Here is a 15,093-nt window from a genome sequence, read left to right as displayed (position 1 = left end):
TGGCGGGCCGCACGGCCAGGGAACGAGGCTGGGAAGGCGGGGGACCATGACCGACTTGACCGAGTCGCTGCGCGTCGTCGGGGACCGCACCGCGAAGGTCCTGGCTTCCGCACTGGGCTTGCACACCGTGGGAGACCTGCTGCGCCACTACCCCCGGCGCTACGACCGCCGCGGCGAGCTCACCGACCTGGACGGGCTGGTCGAAGGGGAACAGGTCACTGTCCTTGCCGAAGTCCTCACCTGCACGGTCCGCCCGATGCGCCAGCGGCGCGGCTCCATCCTCGAAGTCGTCGTCACCGACGGCCGCGGCCGGCTCTCCCTGCTCTTCTTCCACCGGGTCGGCTGGCACCGCGACCGGCTCCTGCCGGGCCGGCGCGGGCTGTTCGCCGGAAAAGTCTCCGTCTACCGGGGGCGCCGCCAACTCGCCCACCCCGAATACGAGCTGTTCGAGTCCGACGACGCGATCCAGGAACGGGCCCGCACCTACGCGGACACGCTCATCCCCATCTATCCGGCGACCGAAAAGATCACTTCGTGGAAGATCGCCAAAGCCGTGGCCACGGTCCTCGACATCCTGGGGGACCTCCCCGACCCGCTGCCCGCCGACCTCCGCGCCCGGCACGGCCTGGTGAGCCTGTCCGAGGCCTACCGGCTCATCCACACCCCGAAAGACTGGGATGATGTGCGCGCGGCACGGAAGCGGCTGAAATGGGACGAGGCGTTCGTCATCCAGGTGGCGCTCGCCCAGCGGCGGCGTACCGCCCAGCGGCAGCCCGCCCAGCCCCGCCCCCGCATCTCCGGCGGGATCCTCGACGCCTTCGACGCGAACCTGCCGTTCACGCTCACCGACGGACAGCGCGAGGTGGGCGAGGTGATCTCCGCCGACCTCGCTTCCGACCACCCCATGCACCGCCTGCTCCAAGGCGATGTCGGCGCAGGCAAGACCCTGGTCGCCCTGCGCGCCATGCTCCAAGTGGTGGATGCGGGCGGGCAGGCGGCTCTCCTCGCCCCCACCGAGGTGCTGGCCCAGCAGCACCACCGCTCGATCACTGAGATGCTCGGCCCCCTGGCCCGGGCTGGCCAGCTCGACGGCGCGGAACAGGCGACCCGCGTCGCCCTGCTCACCGGCTCGCTCGGCGCGGCCGCCCGCCGGGAAGCGCTGCTGGACGCAGCCTCCGGCCGGGCCGGCATCGTCATCGGCACCCACGCCCTGCTCCAAGAACAGGTCACGTTTGCCGACCTCGGCCTGGTCGTGATCGACGAGCAGCACCGTTTCGGCGTAGAACAGCGCGACGCGCTGCGCGACAAGTCCACCCGTGGCCGGCCGCACGTGCTCGTCATGACCGCGACCCCGATTCCGCGCACCGTGGCGATGACGGTCTACGGCGACCTCGACGTGGTGGCGCTCCGGCAGCTCCCCGCCGGGCGGTCCCCGATCGCTACCCACGTGGTCCCGTCCCGCGACAAACCGCACTACCTGGCCCGGGCCTGGGAGCGCATCCGCGAAGAAGTCGCGCAGGGCCGCCAGGCCTATATCGTCTGCCCCCGGATCGGCGGGGAAGCCGAAGACCCCGAGGAGAACGGACGGCTCTTCGCCGAACCGGACGGCGGGGAGACCGCGGGGCGGCGCGCCCCGCTCGCCGTTGTCGACCTGCTCGCCGAAGTCGAGCAGGGGCCGCTTGCAGGCCTGCGGCTGGCCGCGCTGCACGGCCGGCTGGCCCCTGACGAGAAGGACAAGGTCATGCGGGCCTTCGCCGCGGGCGAAATCGACGTGCTCGTGGCGACCACCGTGGTCGAAGTCGGCGTGAATGTGCCCAACGCCACTGTGATGATGATCATGGACGCGGACCGGTTCGGGGTCTCCCAACTGCACCAGTTGCGCGGCCGGGTCGGCCGGGGCAGCCTGCCCGGACTGTGTCTGCTGGTCACCGAGGCTGAAGAGGGCAGCCCGGCCCGGCGGCGCCTGGACGCGGTGGCGTCCACCACCGACGGGTTCGCCCTGTCCCGGCTGGACTTGGAGCAGCGCCGCGAAGGCGACATCCTCGGCGTGGCCCAGTCCGGCCGCAGCGGCACCCTGCGGCTGCTCACCATCACCCACGAGCAGGACGAGGAGCTGATCGGCCAGGCCCGTGCGGAGGCCACCGCCCTGGTGGACGCCGACCCGGAGCTGTCCGACCACCCCGTGCTGGCCCAGGCCCTCACCGAACTGCTCGGCGACGACCGCGCAGAGTACCTAGAGAAAGCCTGAGGGGAGCCGCCGCAGTGCGGCACCGCGCTGCGGCCCGTCCCGGCGCCTGCGGGACCCGGTCTAGGGTGGGCGGAAAACAGCGCACAGACGAGGGAGCACACCACCGATGACCCGCATCATCGCCGGTACTGCGGGAGGCCGTCGCCTGGCTGTCCCCCGAGGCCGGACCACCCGGCCCACCAGCGACCGGGTACGCGAAGCCCTGTTCGCCTCGGTGCTGTCGGAACTGGGCACGCTCGCGGGACTGCGGGTGCTCGACCTCTATGCGGGCTCCGGCGCAATCGGGCTGGAAGCGCTCTCCCGGGGAGCCGCGCACGCCCTGCTCGTGGAGGCCGACCGGCGCGCGGCCGCGGTCATTGACCGCAATATCGCCCAGCTCGGACTGCCCGGGGCGCGGCTGGTCGTCGACCGGGTGGAACGCGTCCTGTCCCGCGGCCCGGACGGCGGCCCCTACGACTTCGTGTTCGCTGACCCGCCCTACGCGATTGAAGACCGCGAGGTCACCGCGGTATTGGAGGCACTCCGCGACCACGGCTGGCTGACCGCGGGCACTCTCATCGTTGTGGAACGCTCATCTCGAAAGGAACCCATGGGATGGCCTGACGGTTACCAAAAAGGCAAGGTCCGTCAATACGGCGAAACGTCCCTTTGGTACGGTCACGCCGCGAGCCTCCCTGATCGGGACTGACCTGGTGGGCAGAATCCTGTGATACCGGCTCGCTGATCCGCAAACCAGTCAGAGAGGAGCGGTCCCGTGCGCCGTGTCGTCTGCCCTGGATCTTTCGATCCCGTCACCAATGGCCATATCGACATCATCCGCCGAGCGGCGAAACAGAACGAAGAAGTCATTGTCGCGGTGCTGGTGAACGTCAATAAACGTGGGCTTTTCACGGCGGACGAGAAGCTCGAGATGCTCCGGGAAGCGACCAAGGAGTTCGACAACGTCACCGTCGCCAAGTTCGACGGGCTGCTCGTCGACTTCTGCCGGGCCCACGACGTCTCCGCGATCGTGCGGAGCCTCCGCTCGGTCAGCGACTTCGACTACGAGCTGCAGATCGCCCAAATGAACTACCAGCTCTCGGGGATCGACACGCTGTTTTTGACCGCGAATCCCAAGTATTCGTTCCTCAGCTCCAGCCTGGTGCGGGAGATCGCCCAGTACAACGGGGACGTGAGCGCGCTGGTCCCGCCCTATGTGGAGGAGCGCCTGCGCGCCAAGTACGCCGAGCTGGCCAAGAAGAACGGCTAGGGCTAGAGTCCTCAGGTTCCGCGGTTTGGGACGGAAGGACCCCGCAGGTAGAATCGGTGACTGGCTGGTTCCGGGGCAAAGTGTGCCCTCGGGACAGCCATCCGGCGCCGGTCTCCGGCTGCCGGTCCGGTTAGTCCCTGTTCCCACCGCGTGTGGGACCCGTCTCAACCGAAAGCGCGATCACTCTGTCTCGTCTAGACTCCGAATCTCCGCTTGTGGTCGACACCCGACCGCTCGGCAGGCAGCCCGGTTCGATGCGGAAGGAAACCCGTGTCGTCCCCGCGCCTCCGCCGATGGCTGTCGGCATGGCCGAGGTGCCCGCGGGCAGCGACATCGAGCTGGATCTGCGGCTCGAAGCTGTCATGGAGGGCGTGCTCGTGACGGGTGAGGCGCGGACCCGGTACGCCGCCGAGTGCGCGCGCTGCCTGGATCCGCTGTCCAGGGAGCTGGAGGTCGACTTCCAGGAGCTGTTCCGCTATCCGCTCGACGACGACCACCCTCTCGTAGACGAGGTGGACGTCGGCGATGAGGATGAGGACTACTATCTTGAGGACGATCTGCTCGACCTCGAACCGGTGATCCGCGATGCGGTAGTGCTTGCACTGCCGCAGTCGCCGCTGTGTCGGGACGACTGCCCTGGCCTGTGCGTGGAGTGCGGCGTCAAACTAGCTGACGTTGGCCCGGAGCACAGCCACGGCGAGAGTTTCGACCCCCGGTGGGAGGCGTTGCGTCAACTGCGCGAGGAGTCCGGAGGGAGCTGAGCGTGCCACCGACGGGCGCCGGGCGGGTTGGCCGGCGAAGCCCGGTAACTCCGTGCTCTTCGTACCGGGACCTCTCCTGCGCCGCGGGCGGGCAGGTCATCGAGGAGCACACGCACCCCCGCGAAAGCGGGCCATGACCCAGGAGGATTGAAGTGGCCGTCCCGAAGCGGAAGATGTCGCGGAGCAACACGCGTGTCCGCCGTTCTCAGTGGAAGGCAGCGCGCCCGCTGCTGACCAGTTGCCCGCGCTGCCGTGACCCGAAGCTCCCGCACGTCGCCTGCCCTACGTGCGGTACCTACAGCAACCGCCAGGTCATCAACCCGGCGTGACAGCACGAAGGCGGGTCCGCAGATGGTCGGGCCCGCCGTTCCGTACCTCCGCCAACGCGCTGCCGGTGCGTGCTGTCTTTTTCCGACATGGTTCGGGAATCCCCGAAGCCGTGGTGGTTGCCGTGCGCGCCCCACGACGTCCACCTCGTCTTCGAGCGTTCTCGACCGGATCGGAGTCTCCCGGTCCTGCAGCCGGTGCCAACGGTCAGTTCATCCTGCGGCGGTTCCTGCCTCAGGCGGGAGCTCCGCATGATCCGTAAGGATGTGAAGGTCGATGGGAACGCAGCTTTCCCCTGCCGAAGTCCGTGAGTTCCAGGAGACTGTCGGGGTCGAGATCGCTCCCGACATTCTCACCCGCGCCCTCACCCACCGCTCCTACGCCTACGAGAACGGCGGTCTTCCCACCAACGAGCGGTTGGAGTTCCTGGGCGACTCAGTGCTCGGCCTCGTGGTCACCGACACCCTCTACCGCACCCACCCGGACCTGTCCGAAGGGCAACTGGCCAAGCTGCGCGCCGCGGTGGTCAACATGCGGGCGCTGGCCGATGTGGCCCGCGAACTGGGGATCGGCCGCTATGTGCGACTGGGACGCGGCGAGGAGGCCACGGGCGGCCGCGACAAGTCGTCGATCCTCGCCGACACGTTGGAAGCCTTGATCGGGGCCGTCTACCTGGACCGCGGACTGGACGAGGCGTCTGAGCTGGTCCACCGGCTGTTCGACCCGCTGATCGCCCGGGCTTCCGGCTTGGGCGCGGGACTGGACTGGAAGACGTCCCTGCAGGAGCTCACCGCGGCTGAACTGCTCGGTGTTCCCGAATACGTGGTGGAAGAGAGCGGCCCGGACCACCAGAAGACGTTCCGCGCCACGGTGCGGGTCGCCGGGCAGACCTACGGCTCGGGAGAGGGCCGCAGCAAGAAGGAAGCAGAGCAGCAGGCCGCGGAATCCGCGTGGAAGGCGATCCGCGCCGCCACCGAGAAAGCCAAGCAGGAGAGCTGAGGGCATGCCGGAGCTGCCTGAAGTCGAGGTGGTGCGGCGCGGCCTGGAAAAGTGGGTGGTCGGCGCGTCGTTCGGCGAGGTCGAGGTCCTGCATCCGCGTGCGGTCCGGCGCCACGCGCCGGGTGCGGCGGATTTCGCCGCGCGCGTCAGCGGGTGCGGGGTCACGGAGGCGCGCCGCCGCGGCAAGTACCTCTGGTTGACCTTGGACTCCGGGGAGGCGCTCCTCGCCCACCTGGGGATGAGCGGCCAATTGCTGGTCCAGCCGCGCCATGCCGCAGCCGAACGGCATCTGCGGGTCCGCCTGCCCCTGACGGCGCGTCAAGGCCACGACCCGGAGGCCCCGCAAGAGCTGCGTTTCGTCGACCAGCGCACGTTCGGCCACCTGCTCGTGGACCGGCTGGTGGATGACGGCACCGGTACCGGGCTGCCTTCGGTGATCTCCCACATTGCGCGCGACCCCCTGGACCCTGCTTTCGACGAGGACGCGTTCGCCGCGGCGCTGTGCCGCAAACGCACTGAGCTGAAACGCGCCCTCCTCGACCAGTCCCTCATCAGCGGGATCGGCAACATCTACGCCGATGAAGCGCTGTGGATGTCCCAACTGCACTGGGCGACCCCTACCGAGGCCCTGTCGCGCTCCCAGGTCGCCACGCTGCTGGCCGCGGTCCGCGAGGTGATGGTCGCGGCCCTGGCCCAGGGCGGGACCTCGTTCGACAGCCTTTATGTGAACGTCAACGGGGAGAGCGGCTATTTTGCGCGCAGTCTCAACGCCTACGGCCGGAACGACCAGCCGTGTGCACGCTGCGGCACGCCGATCCAACGGGAGACGTTCATGAACCGCTCGTCGTACAGTTGTCCGCGGTGCCAGCCGAGACCGCGGCACGCGCGAGCGTGAGCGCTTGTTTTCCCGGGTAAGCGCACCGAGAGTCACCAGGGGAGTCATGGAGAAGGTTCGTCTGACCGCATGGGTGCGCGGGCACGTCCAGGGCGTAGGTTTCCGGTGGTGGACGCGAGCACGCGCATTGGAGCTCGGACTTACCGGAGCCGCGACCAATCTGGATGACGGCAGAGTGGAAGTGGTCGCGGAAGGGGATCGCACGGCCTGTGAACGGCTCCTCGAGTTGCTGCGCAGCGGCCAGACACCGGGGCGTGTGGATTCCGTCGTTGAGCGTTGGACAAACCATAGGGGTTCTTTCACCGGATTCGAGGAGCGGTGAGTATCCTGGATATGGGGACGCGATTCGTGTGAGAACCCGGAACGCGACACGGGACTGCTGAGAGGGCTCTCACCCCGCCCCGGGGATAGAGCACCACCCACCCGGGGGATCACCGACGAATCGCGTGACCTCGCATGCCCAATAACGGTGTACAGACACAGTTGTCGCCGGCTTTTTCGTCCAATTCTTGACCGACGGCGCGCACGGTGAGACGCTGGAAGGTACATAATGCGCTTATCCACCTTCACGCCAGGCTGACTCAGGCATTTCTCCTACCTGGCCGTGGCGTCATTTCCGTGTGCGATTCCCGTTGGTCACTCAGTGTGGAGGACCCGTAATCATGGCAAAAGCTCTGTTTGGTCACGTCGGAGGTCCGGACCCTCGTATGGTCCAGGAACTGCGGCGTTTGCAGAAGCGCGTACGCGACCTCGAAAACGAGGTCATGAGGCTCCAGGCCCAAAACGACCGGCTTTCCGAGACGATCACGGATCTCACCGTCTCCACCTCCGATCGCGAGCCGGCTCTGGCCTGATCCAACCCCACCAGCGCTGCGCGGATCCCAGTCGACGAAGGGCGCCTGCACCTCAAATCTCCTGGCGCCCTCGAAAACGCGGGAAACCGCAGAGCACTGTGAAGATCTTTCTTTCCCTTGGAATTAACCAGGTTTTACCCGGAAATCCTTTTCCGTAATCCTGAAAGATCATATTCCTCCCGACGTTGCCAACACACCAGGTCCGGGCAGCGCTCCGTATGATCCCAGTGGCGGCCATCCCGGTGTGTCGCAGCGGGAGAAGAGGCCGTTTCCGGTCGCCTCTTCGTCTTCCGACCCGGTTCTGACGCCCCGCACCGCGCCGCGTTATAGGGGCCAGAACAGACCTTCCGCCACGCAGGGTTCTCCGCTGTCGTGGGTCGACCGACATCCTGTCGCATACCGCGCCCTGCCCCATGAAAGGCAAGGCCACAGCGTCCCGAAAGCGTGCCATGCACTCGCCAAGGCATGGCACGCTTGACAGCGACAAAGTCGGGAGACCGCGGAGGTGAACGCGCAACCGTGTACTTGAAGACCCTCACCTTGCGCGGATTCAAATCCTTCGCGTCGGCCACCACACTCCGCTTCGAACCCGGGATCACCTGTGTGGTCGGACCTAACGGGTCGGGAAAGTCCAATGTGGTTGACGCCCTGGCGTGGGTCATGGGGGAACAGGGCGCGAAGACGCTGCGCGGCGGCAAGATGGAGGACGTGATCTTCGCGGGAACGTCGTCCCGCCCTCCGCTCGGCCGCGCCGAAGTCAGCCTCACTATCGACAACACCGACGGTGCGCTGCCCATCGACTACTCCGAAGTCACCATCAAGCGGACCATGTTCCGCAACGGCGGCTCAGAGTACGCCATCAACGGCGACCCCTGCCGCCTCCTCGACATCCAAGAACTGCTCAGCGACTCCGGTATCGGCCGGGAGATGCACGTCATCGTCGGCCAAGGGCAGCTCGACACGGTGCTGCACGCCGGACCGGAGGAGCGCCGTGCGCTCATTGAAGAAGCCGCGGGCATCCTCAAACACCGCAAACGCAAAGAGAAAGCGCTGCGGAAACTCTCCGCGATGCAGAGCAACCTCGACCGGGTGAGTGACCTGGTCGCGGAGCTGCGCCGCCAGCTCAAACCGCTCGGCCGCCAAGCGGAACTGGCCCGCCGCGCCACGGTCATCCAAGCGGAACTGCGGGACGCCCGGCTCCGGCTGCTCGCCGACGACATCGTCACCCTGCGGGAAGCCCTCGCCAAGGAGGAAGCCGACGAGGCCGAGGTCCGCGCCCGCCGCGCCGCTGTCGAAGCAGAGCTCACCCAAGCCCAGGAGCGCGAAAACCAGTTGGAGCAGGCCGCAGCCGAAGCCGCTCCGCTGCTCGCCCGCGCCCAAGAGGCCTACCACGCCCTGCAGCGGCTCAAAGAGCGGCTCAGCGCGGTCGCCAGCCTCGCCACGGAACGCCACCGCAACCTCAGCGCCGCCAGCAGGGAAGAGCACCGCGGCCGCGACCCGGAAGAGCTGGAAGCGGAAGCCGCGGAGATCCGCGCCGAGGAGGAAGAGCTCCGCGCCCAACTGGAAGAGGCGCGCCTCCGGCTGGAAGAGGTCGTCGTGGAGCGGGCCGAAGCCGAGGCGGCGCTGCGCGACGAAGAGCAGCGGGTGGCCGCGGCCGTGCGTGCCGCCGCCGACCGCCGGGAAGGCCTGGCCCGGCTCCACGAACGCGCCGCAGCGCTGCGCCGCACCCTGGAAGCGCAGGACGCTGAGATTGAACGCCTCACCCAGGCTGCCGCGGAAGCCCGGGAACGCGCCGCCCAAGCCCAAGAGGAGTTCGCGGACGCCCGCGCCGACGCGGAAAGCCTGGACCTCGGGGACAGCGAACTCGACGAAGCCTACGAGCAGGCCCGCGAAGAGCTCGCCGCCGCGGAGGCCCGCCTGGCTGAGCTGCGCGACGCAGAACGGAACGCGGAGCGGGAACGTGCCGCCTTGGAGGCCCGGCGGGACGCCCTGCAGATGGGGCTGGAGCGCCGGGACGGTGCTGCCGCCCTCCTCACCGCGGACGGGGACGCGCTCGGCCTGATCGGCGCCCTCACCTCCCTCATCGACGTGGCCGCGGGCGACGAGAGCGCGATCGCCGCGGCGTTGGGCGCGGCCGCGGACGCAGTGGTCGTCGGCACGCACGACGCCGCCCGCAGCGCCCTGGACCTCCTCAAACAGCGTGACGCCGGCCGAGCCGGGATCGTGGTCGCCGACAGCGCTGAGGTCCAGCCGCGGGAGCAGTGGCCCGACCCGCCCGCGGGCGCCCGCTACGCGGTGGACTCCGTCACCGTCCCCCCGCGGCTCCGCTCCGCCGTCACTGCGCTGCTCGCCGATACCGTGCTGGTCCCCGACATGGCGACGGCTGCCCGTGTCATCGCGGAACGTCCCGCCCTGCGCGCTGTCACCCCGGAAGGGGACGTGTTCACTTCCGCGTTTGTGCACGGCGGCGCCGCCACCGGGCCCAGTCAACTGGAAGTGCGCGCTGCCATCGACGAAACAGCCAGCCAGTTGGCCGCGGCCGAGGAGGTCTGCAAGCGGATCACCGAGGACCTCGGTGACGCCCAGCTCGAACGGGAGCGGGCGGCGGCAGCCGTGGACGCGATCACCGCCCGCCGCCGGGAGGTGGACCGGCGCCGCAGCGAGATTGCGCAGCGCGTGGGCCGTCTCGGCGCTCAAGTCCGCTCAGCCACCCAGGAAGCCGAACGGTACACCGCTGCCGTGGAGAAGGCCGTCCGTGAACGCGAAGCCACCCGGGCAGCCCTTGCGGAACTCGAGGAACGGGTCGCCCAGGCGGAGAGCGAACCCGTGGACGAAAGCGAGCCGGACACGGCCCGCCGTGACCAGTGGGCCGCGGAAGCCGCTCGGCTGCGGTCCGTGGAAATGGAGGCGCGCCTGGCCGTGCGCACCGCTGAAGAGCGGGTCCGCGCGATCACTGGGCGGGCAGAAGGGCTCCTGCGGGCCGCAGCCGCGGAACGCCGGGCCCGGGAGGAGGCGGCCCGTCGCCGACAGCGCCGCGCCGCCCAAGCCAAGGTCGCCCAGGCGGTCGCGGAAGGCGCCTCCCAGGCGCTGGCACGGATCACCGTCTCCCTCGCCGAAGCCGACGGGGAGCGTCGGCTCGCCGAGGAGCAGCGCGACGCCCGGGAAGCCGAACTCAAAACGGTTCGGGTGCGGATCCGGGAACTTTCCACGGAACTGGAGAAGCTGCGCTCCGCCGTGCACAGCGGGGAGATGGCCCGCGCCGAGCGCCGCCTGCGGCTGGAACAGTTGGAGACGCGCGCCCGTGAAGAGTGGGGCATGGAAGTGGAGACGCTCGTGGCCGAGTACGGCCCGCACGTGCCCGTGCCCCCGCCCCCCGGCACCCCGGAGGACGAGGCTGTCCCGGTGCCGTATGTGCGCGCAGTGCAGGAGAAGCGCGCGAAGACCGCGGAACGCCAGCTCAACCAGCTCGGCAAGATCAACCCGCTGGCGTTGGAAGAGTTCGCTGCCCTGGAGGAGCGGCACAACTTCCTCAACGCCCAGTTGGAGGACTTGAAGAAGACCCGCCGCGACCTGATGACCGTGGTCAAAGAGGTCGACGACCGGGTTCAGGAGATCTTCTCCGCCGCCTACGCCGACGTGGCACGGGAGTTCTCCCGCGTCTTCGCGCGCCTCTTCCCCGGAGGGGAGGGGCGGCTCGTCCTCACCGACCCCGACGACATGCTCACCACCGGGGTCGAAGTGGAGGCCCGCCCGCCCGGGAAGAAGGTGAAGCGCCTCTCCCTGCTCTCCGGTGGGGAGCGGTCACTGACCGCGGTCGCTTTCCTCGTCGCGATCTTCAAAGCCCGGCCGTCCCCGTTCTACGTGATGGACGAGGTGGAGGCCGCGCTGGACGACATCAACCTGCAGCGGCTGCTCGTGGTCTTCGAAGAGCTGCGGGCCACGTCCCAGCTCATCGTCATCACCCACCAGAAGCGCACCATGGAGATCGCTGACGCCCTGTACGGCGTGACGATGCAGGGCGACGGGATCTCCCAGGTGATCAGCCAGAAGCTGGAGCGGAAAGCGAGCTGACCTGGCCTGCATTGCTTCGGGGCGACAGCGAGGAGACCACGGCAGACTCCAGGGGAAAGCCCTTTTTGCCCTTTTGGTCCACCCTTCCTGGCGGACAAGATCAGCGGCGGCCTAAGATGGCCTGGTCGCGTCGTACTACGGCGGAAACGCACAGGTACGAGGCGATGGCACCACGTAAGCGAAGTCCGGTCTGAAACCGGCGCTGTCCCCGCAACTGTGACACTCCGCTCCCGCCCCGGCGGGAACGGAGTGGAGCCAGGTCGCCTTGCGTGGTCGCCGACGTTCACTGTTCTCGTGGGAAGAGCGGTCCGTCATTGCTGCGGGCTCTATTCCCCTGACGTGTGCCTAAGGAGCCCCAAGTGCGTGTTGCACGTCGCTTCACCGCGCTGTCGCTTCCTCTCCTGCTTGCCCTCGCCGCCTGCGGCTCCCCCGCTGAAGAACCCGCCGCGGACCAGTCGTCCAGCACAGGAGAGTTCCCCGTGACCGTCGCCGACGCGCGCGGTGACGTCACCATCGAAGAAAAGCCCACCCGCATCATCTCGCTGTCCCCGTCCCTGACCGAGATCCTGTTCGAGGTGGGCGCCGGCGACCAGGTCGTCGCCGTCGACGAATACTCCAACTACCCGCCGGAAGCCCCCACCACCGACCTGTCCGGGTTCACCCCCAACGTGGAGGCGATCGCCGACTACGAACCCGATTTGGTGGTGCTCTCCGGCGACAGCAGCGACATCACCGAACAGTTGGAGAAGCTCCACATCCCGGTCCTGCTGCTGCCCGCCGCCGAGAAACTGGAAGACACCTTCGCCCAGATGGAACTGCTGGGCGAAGCCACCGGCAACGCCGACGAAGGCATCGCCGCAGCCGAAGAACTGCGGGAACGCATGGACGCCATCGTCGCGGAGGTCGTCGACGACGGCGCAGCCGGGCTGAGCTACTACCACGAGATCGACGCCCAACTGTACTCGGTGACCTCCGACACCTTCATCGGGCAGATCTACGACCTGTTCGGCCTGGTCAACATCGCCGACGAAGCAGAAGACCCCGCGGGCGGCTACCCGCAACTGTCCGCGGAGTTCATCGTCGAACAAGACCCCGACCTCATCTTCGTCTCCTACCCGGGCGGCGTGGACGACGTCCTGGGCCGTCCCGCGTTCGCCACGGTGACCGCGGTGCAGCAGAAGAACGTGGTCGAAGTGGACGCCGACATCTCCTCCCGGTGGGGGCCGCGGGTCGCCGACTTCGTCGAGGAAGTGGCTGAGGCCATCGAAACGGCGCGCAGCGAATGATCAGTGAGCCCTTCCGAGCTGGCCCCCAGGCAGGGCTTCGGATGGGCGTCGGACGCCGGGACCTACTCGGCCCGCTCTGGCTCGGGGTGGGGCTGGTCGCCCTGTGCAGCGCGATGGTCCTGGGGATCAGCGCGGGCGCGGCCTCCCTCACCCCGGCCGAGATCGTCCGGGAGTTCCTGAGCCGCATCCCGTTCCTCGACGTGGAGTCCACGCTCAACGACCGGCAGCGGGCCGTGCTCGACCAACTGCGGGTGCCCCGGGTCGTCCTCGGTGCCCTGGTGGGCGGGCTGCTGGCCAGCGCCGGCGCCGCCTATCAGGGAGTGTTCCGTAACCCGCTGGCCGACCCCTACCTGCTGGGCGCGGCCAGCGGGGCCGGGCTAGGCGCGACCCTGGTCATCGTGGGCGGCGGATTCCTGCCGAGCGGGCCGCAGCTCATCCCGGTCGCCGCGTTCCTCGGGGCCCTGGTCGGGGTGATGTCCGCCTACCTGCTGGGACGCACGGCAGGGGGCGGCGGCACGGCATCCCTGCTGCTCGCCGGGGTCGCAGTGTCGTCCTTCCTCACCGCCACCCAGACGTTCATCCAGCAGGCGCGGATCGACGAGCTGCGGCGCGTCTACGCCTGGATGCTCGGCGGTCTGGGATACAGCGGCTGGGAAGGCCTGGGGCTGGTCGTGCCGTATGCGGCCGTGGCCATAGCGGTCCTGCTCGGCAGCGGATTCCTCCTCGACCTGCTCGCCCTCGGCGACGAGAAAGCCGTCAGCCTGGGAGTGCGGCCCGGCCTCGTCCGGATTGTCGTGATCTTCGCGGCGTCCCTGGCCACCGCCTCAGCCGTCGCGGTCAGCGGCCTGATCGGCTTCGTGGGCCTCGTCGTCCCGCACATCGTGCGCCGCCTGGCCGGCCCCGGCTACCGGCGCATCCTCCCAGTGTCGCTGCTGTTCGGCGGAGCCTTCCTCGTCGTCGCGGACATCGCGGCCCGCACCCTGCTCGCCCCGGCCGAGCTTCCCCTCGGCGTGGTGACCGCGTTCGTCGGCGCCCCCTTCTTCGTGCTCGTCCTGCGCGCCACCCGGTCGCGGGCCAGGTAGCTGCCCCGCAGCACCGCGAAGACGCCACGACGAGGGGATACCGGCACATGACCCGCGGTCTGGAAGACTGAAGGCGCTATGGACTACACGATTGTTGTCATCGCGATCGCCATCGTGGCACTGGTGGCGGTCGGGGGCGCGCTGCTGATCGTTCCGCGCCGCCGGGTGGGGAAAGCGGAGCAGAAACCCGAACTCGACCAGCCGGAAGGCCGTTCGGGTGCGGGGGCCACCGCGGTGCTCGAACCGGAAGAGACCGAGGGGGCCACCGCGGTCGCCGAACCCGAAGCCCCTCCGGTGCCGGCACCTCCCCCGGCACCGGAGATCGAACTCCCGCCGCCCTCGGCCGGGCGGATGGTGCGGCTGCGCGCCCGTCTCGCCAAGTCGCAGAACGTCTTCGGCCGCGGCCTGCTGAACCTGCTGGCCAGCGACAAACTGGACGAGGACACCTGGGAGGAGATCGAGGACACCCTCATCACCGCCGACGTCGGTGTCACCTCGGCCACGCAGATCACCGAAGGGCTGCGCACCCGGGTGCGTGTGCTCGGCACCCGCAGTGTCGACGAAGTCCGTGCCCTGCTGCGAGAAGAACTGCTCGCCCACATCAACCCGAAGCTGGACCGTACCGTCCGCACCAAAGGGCCGGGGGAGCGTCCCGCCGTGATCATGGTGGTGGGCGTGAACGGGGTCGGTAAGACCACCACCGCGGGCAAACTGGCTCGGGTCGTGATCGGCGACGGCGGCAGCGTCGTCCTGGGCGCTGCGGACACGTTCCGGGCAGCCGCCGCAGACCAGTTGCAGACCTGGGGAGAGCGCGTCGGCGCAACCGTGGTGCGCAAACACGAAGGCGCGGACCCGGCCAGCGTGGCCTTCGACGCGGTCTCTCAAGGCATCGAGCAGGGGGCCGACACCGTCATCATCGACACCGCGGGACGGTTGCACACCAAGACCGGCCTCATGGACGAGCTGGGCAAAGTCAAACGCGTCGTGGAGAAGAAAGCCCAGGTCGACGAGGTCCTGCTGGTGCTGGACGCCACCACTGGGCAGAACGGCCTGCGGCAGGCGCGCGTGTTCGCCGAGGTCGTCAACGTCACCGGCATCGTGCTGACCAAAATGGACGGCACGGCCAAGGGCGGCATCATCATCCAAGTGCAGCGGGAGCTCGGGGTGCCGGTCAAACTCGTCGGGCTCGGTGAAGGCCCCGACGACCTGGCGCCGTTCGACCCGGAAACCTTCGTCGACGCCATCTTGGAGACCTCCTGAACCACCGCGGCGCGGGGCGACCCGCGCCGCGCCGAACAGCCCCACGGGCACACCGCGGGCA

General features: G+C 68.8%; 13 protein-coding genes and 1 riboswitch. All 13 genes read left to right on the top strand.

Annotated elements, in window-relative coordinates; all coding sequences use genetic code 11:
• The first annotated feature begins 46 nt into the window (after positions 1 to 46).
• The 13 genes from recG to ftsY all read left to right on the top strand — a co-directional run bounded on the left by recG (position 47) and on the right by ftsY (position 15,032).
• The gene (gene recG / locus CW348_RS06340) at positions 47 to 2,248 is read left to right on the top strand and encodes an ATP-dependent DNA helicase RecG (protein WP_011291093.1); all 2,202 of its coding nucleotides are present in this window, start codon (positions 47 to 49) and stop codon (positions 2,246 to 2,248) included.
• 106 nt (positions 2,249 to 2,354) lie between these two features.
• The gene (gene rsmD, locus CW348_RS06335) at positions 2,355 to 2,936 is read left to right on the top strand and encodes a 16S rRNA (guanine(966)-N(2))-methyltransferase RsmD (protein WP_011291094.1); all 582 of its coding nucleotides are present in this window, start codon (positions 2,355 to 2,357) and stop codon (positions 2,934 to 2,936) included.
• A 66-nt stretch (positions 2,937 to 3,002) separates the two neighbouring features.
• Positions 3,003 to 3,497, top strand: a complete 495-nt coding sequence (gene coaD, locus CW348_RS06330; protein WP_011291095.1) for a pantetheine-phosphate adenylyltransferase — start codon at positions 3,003 to 3,005, stop codon at positions 3,495 to 3,497.
• 215 nt (positions 3,498 to 3,712) lie between these two features.
• The gene (locus CW348_RS06325; protein ID WP_016188281.1) at positions 3,713 to 4,258 is read left to right on the top strand and encodes a DUF177 domain-containing protein; all 546 of its coding nucleotides are present in this window, start codon (positions 3,713 to 3,715) and stop codon (positions 4,256 to 4,258) included.
• A 152-nt stretch (positions 4,259 to 4,410) separates the two neighbouring features.
• Positions 4,411 to 4,587 carry a 50S ribosomal protein L32 gene (rpmF, locus tag CW348_RS06320; protein ID WP_011291097.1) on the top strand — a complete coding sequence of 59 codons (177 nt, stop codon included), beginning with the start codon at positions 4,411 to 4,413 and terminating at the stop codon, positions 4,585 to 4,587.
• 274 nt (positions 4,588 to 4,861) lie between these two features.
• The gene (gene rnc / locus CW348_RS06315) at positions 4,862 to 5,584 is read left to right on the top strand and encodes a ribonuclease III (protein WP_011291098.1); all 723 of its coding nucleotides are present in this window, start codon (positions 4,862 to 4,864) and stop codon (positions 5,582 to 5,584) included.
• Positions 5,585 to 5,588: 4 nt separating this feature from the next.
• Positions 5,589 to 6,479: a bifunctional DNA-formamidopyrimidine glycosylase/DNA-(apurinic or apyrimidinic site) lyase gene (gene mutM, locus CW348_RS06310; protein WP_011291099.1), complete on the top strand. Its 891-nt coding sequence runs from the start codon at positions 5,589 to 5,591 to the stop codon at positions 6,477 to 6,479.
• Between the two features lie 46 nt (positions 6,480 to 6,525).
• Complete coding sequence (locus tag CW348_RS06305; RefSeq protein WP_011291100.1) at positions 6,526 to 6,801, top strand: acylphosphatase; 276 nt, start codon at positions 6,526 to 6,528, stop codon at positions 6,799 to 6,801.
• Positions 6,802 to 7,141: 340 nt separating this feature from the next.
• A complete protein-coding gene (locus CW348_RS06300) occupies positions 7,142 to 7,333 on the top strand; it encodes a hypothetical protein (protein ID WP_038043324.1) in 192 nt (63 codons plus the stop codon).
• 519 nt (positions 7,334 to 7,852) lie between these two features.
• Complete coding sequence (gene smc, locus CW348_RS06295) at positions 7,853 to 11,404, top strand: chromosome segregation protein SMC (protein WP_104612522.1); 3,552 nt, start codon at positions 7,853 to 7,855, stop codon at positions 11,402 to 11,404.
• A 142-nt stretch (positions 11,405 to 11,546) separates the two neighbouring features.
• Positions 11,547 to 11,687, top strand: a riboswitch (cobalamin riboswitch).
• A gap of 76 nt (positions 11,688 to 11,763) precedes the next feature.
• The gene (locus CW348_RS06290; protein ID WP_104612523.1) at positions 11,764 to 12,690 is read left to right on the top strand and encodes an ABC transporter substrate-binding protein; all 927 of its coding nucleotides are present in this window, start codon (positions 11,764 to 11,766) and stop codon (positions 12,688 to 12,690) included.
• 41 nt (positions 12,691 to 12,731) lie between these two features.
• Positions 12,732 to 13,772, top strand: a complete 1,041-nt coding sequence (locus tag CW348_RS06285; protein ID WP_011291104.1) for an iron ABC transporter permease — start codon at positions 12,732 to 12,734, stop codon at positions 13,770 to 13,772.
• Between the two features lie 78 nt (positions 13,773 to 13,850).
• Positions 13,851 to 15,032, top strand: a complete 1,182-nt coding sequence (gene ftsY, locus CW348_RS06280) for a signal recognition particle-docking protein FtsY (RefSeq protein WP_011291105.1) — start codon at positions 13,851 to 13,853, stop codon at positions 15,030 to 15,032.
• The last annotated feature ends 61 nt before the right edge of the window (positions 15,033 to 15,093 follow it).

This window comes from Thermobifida sp. (assembly GCF_017577275.1).
GTDB classification, from domain to species: domain Bacteria; phylum Actinomycetota; class Actinomycetes; order Streptosporangiales; family Streptosporangiaceae; genus Thermobifida; species Thermobifida fusca.
The sequence above is the reverse complement of the archived record's forward strand: the minus strand, read 5'-3'. Positions and strand labels throughout refer to the sequence as shown.

What these genes read in the sequence shown, in the direction of transcription:
- recG (WP_011291093.1), top strand. Translation starts at nt 47, where the DNA reads ATGACCGACTTGACCGAGTCGCTGCGCGTCGTCGGGGACCGCACCGCG.
- ftsY (WP_011291105.1), top strand. Translation starts at nt 13,851, where the DNA reads ATGGACTACACGATTGTTGTCATCGCGATCGCCATCGTGGCACTGGTG.
- CW348_RS06300 (WP_038043324.1), top strand. Translation starts at nt 7,142, where the DNA reads ATGGCAAAAGCTCTGTTTGGTCACGTCGGAGGTCCGGACCCTCGTATG.
- mutM (WP_011291099.1), top strand. Translation starts at nt 5,589, where the DNA reads ATGCCGGAGCTGCCTGAAGTCGAGGTGGTGCGGCGCGGCCTGGAAAAG.
- rsmD (WP_011291094.1), top strand. Translation starts at nt 2,355, where the DNA reads ATGACCCGCATCATCGCCGGTACTGCGGGAGGCCGTCGCCTGGCTGTC.
- rnc (WP_011291098.1), top strand. Translation starts at nt 4,862, where the DNA reads ATGGGAACGCAGCTTTCCCCTGCCGAAGTCCGTGAGTTCCAGGAGACT.
- CW348_RS06305 (WP_011291100.1), top strand. Translation starts at nt 6,526, where the DNA reads ATGGAGAAGGTTCGTCTGACCGCATGGGTGCGCGGGCACGTCCAGGGC.
- CW348_RS06285 (WP_011291104.1), top strand. Translation starts at nt 12,732, where the DNA reads ATGGGCGTCGGACGCCGGGACCTACTCGGCCCGCTCTGGCTCGGGGTG.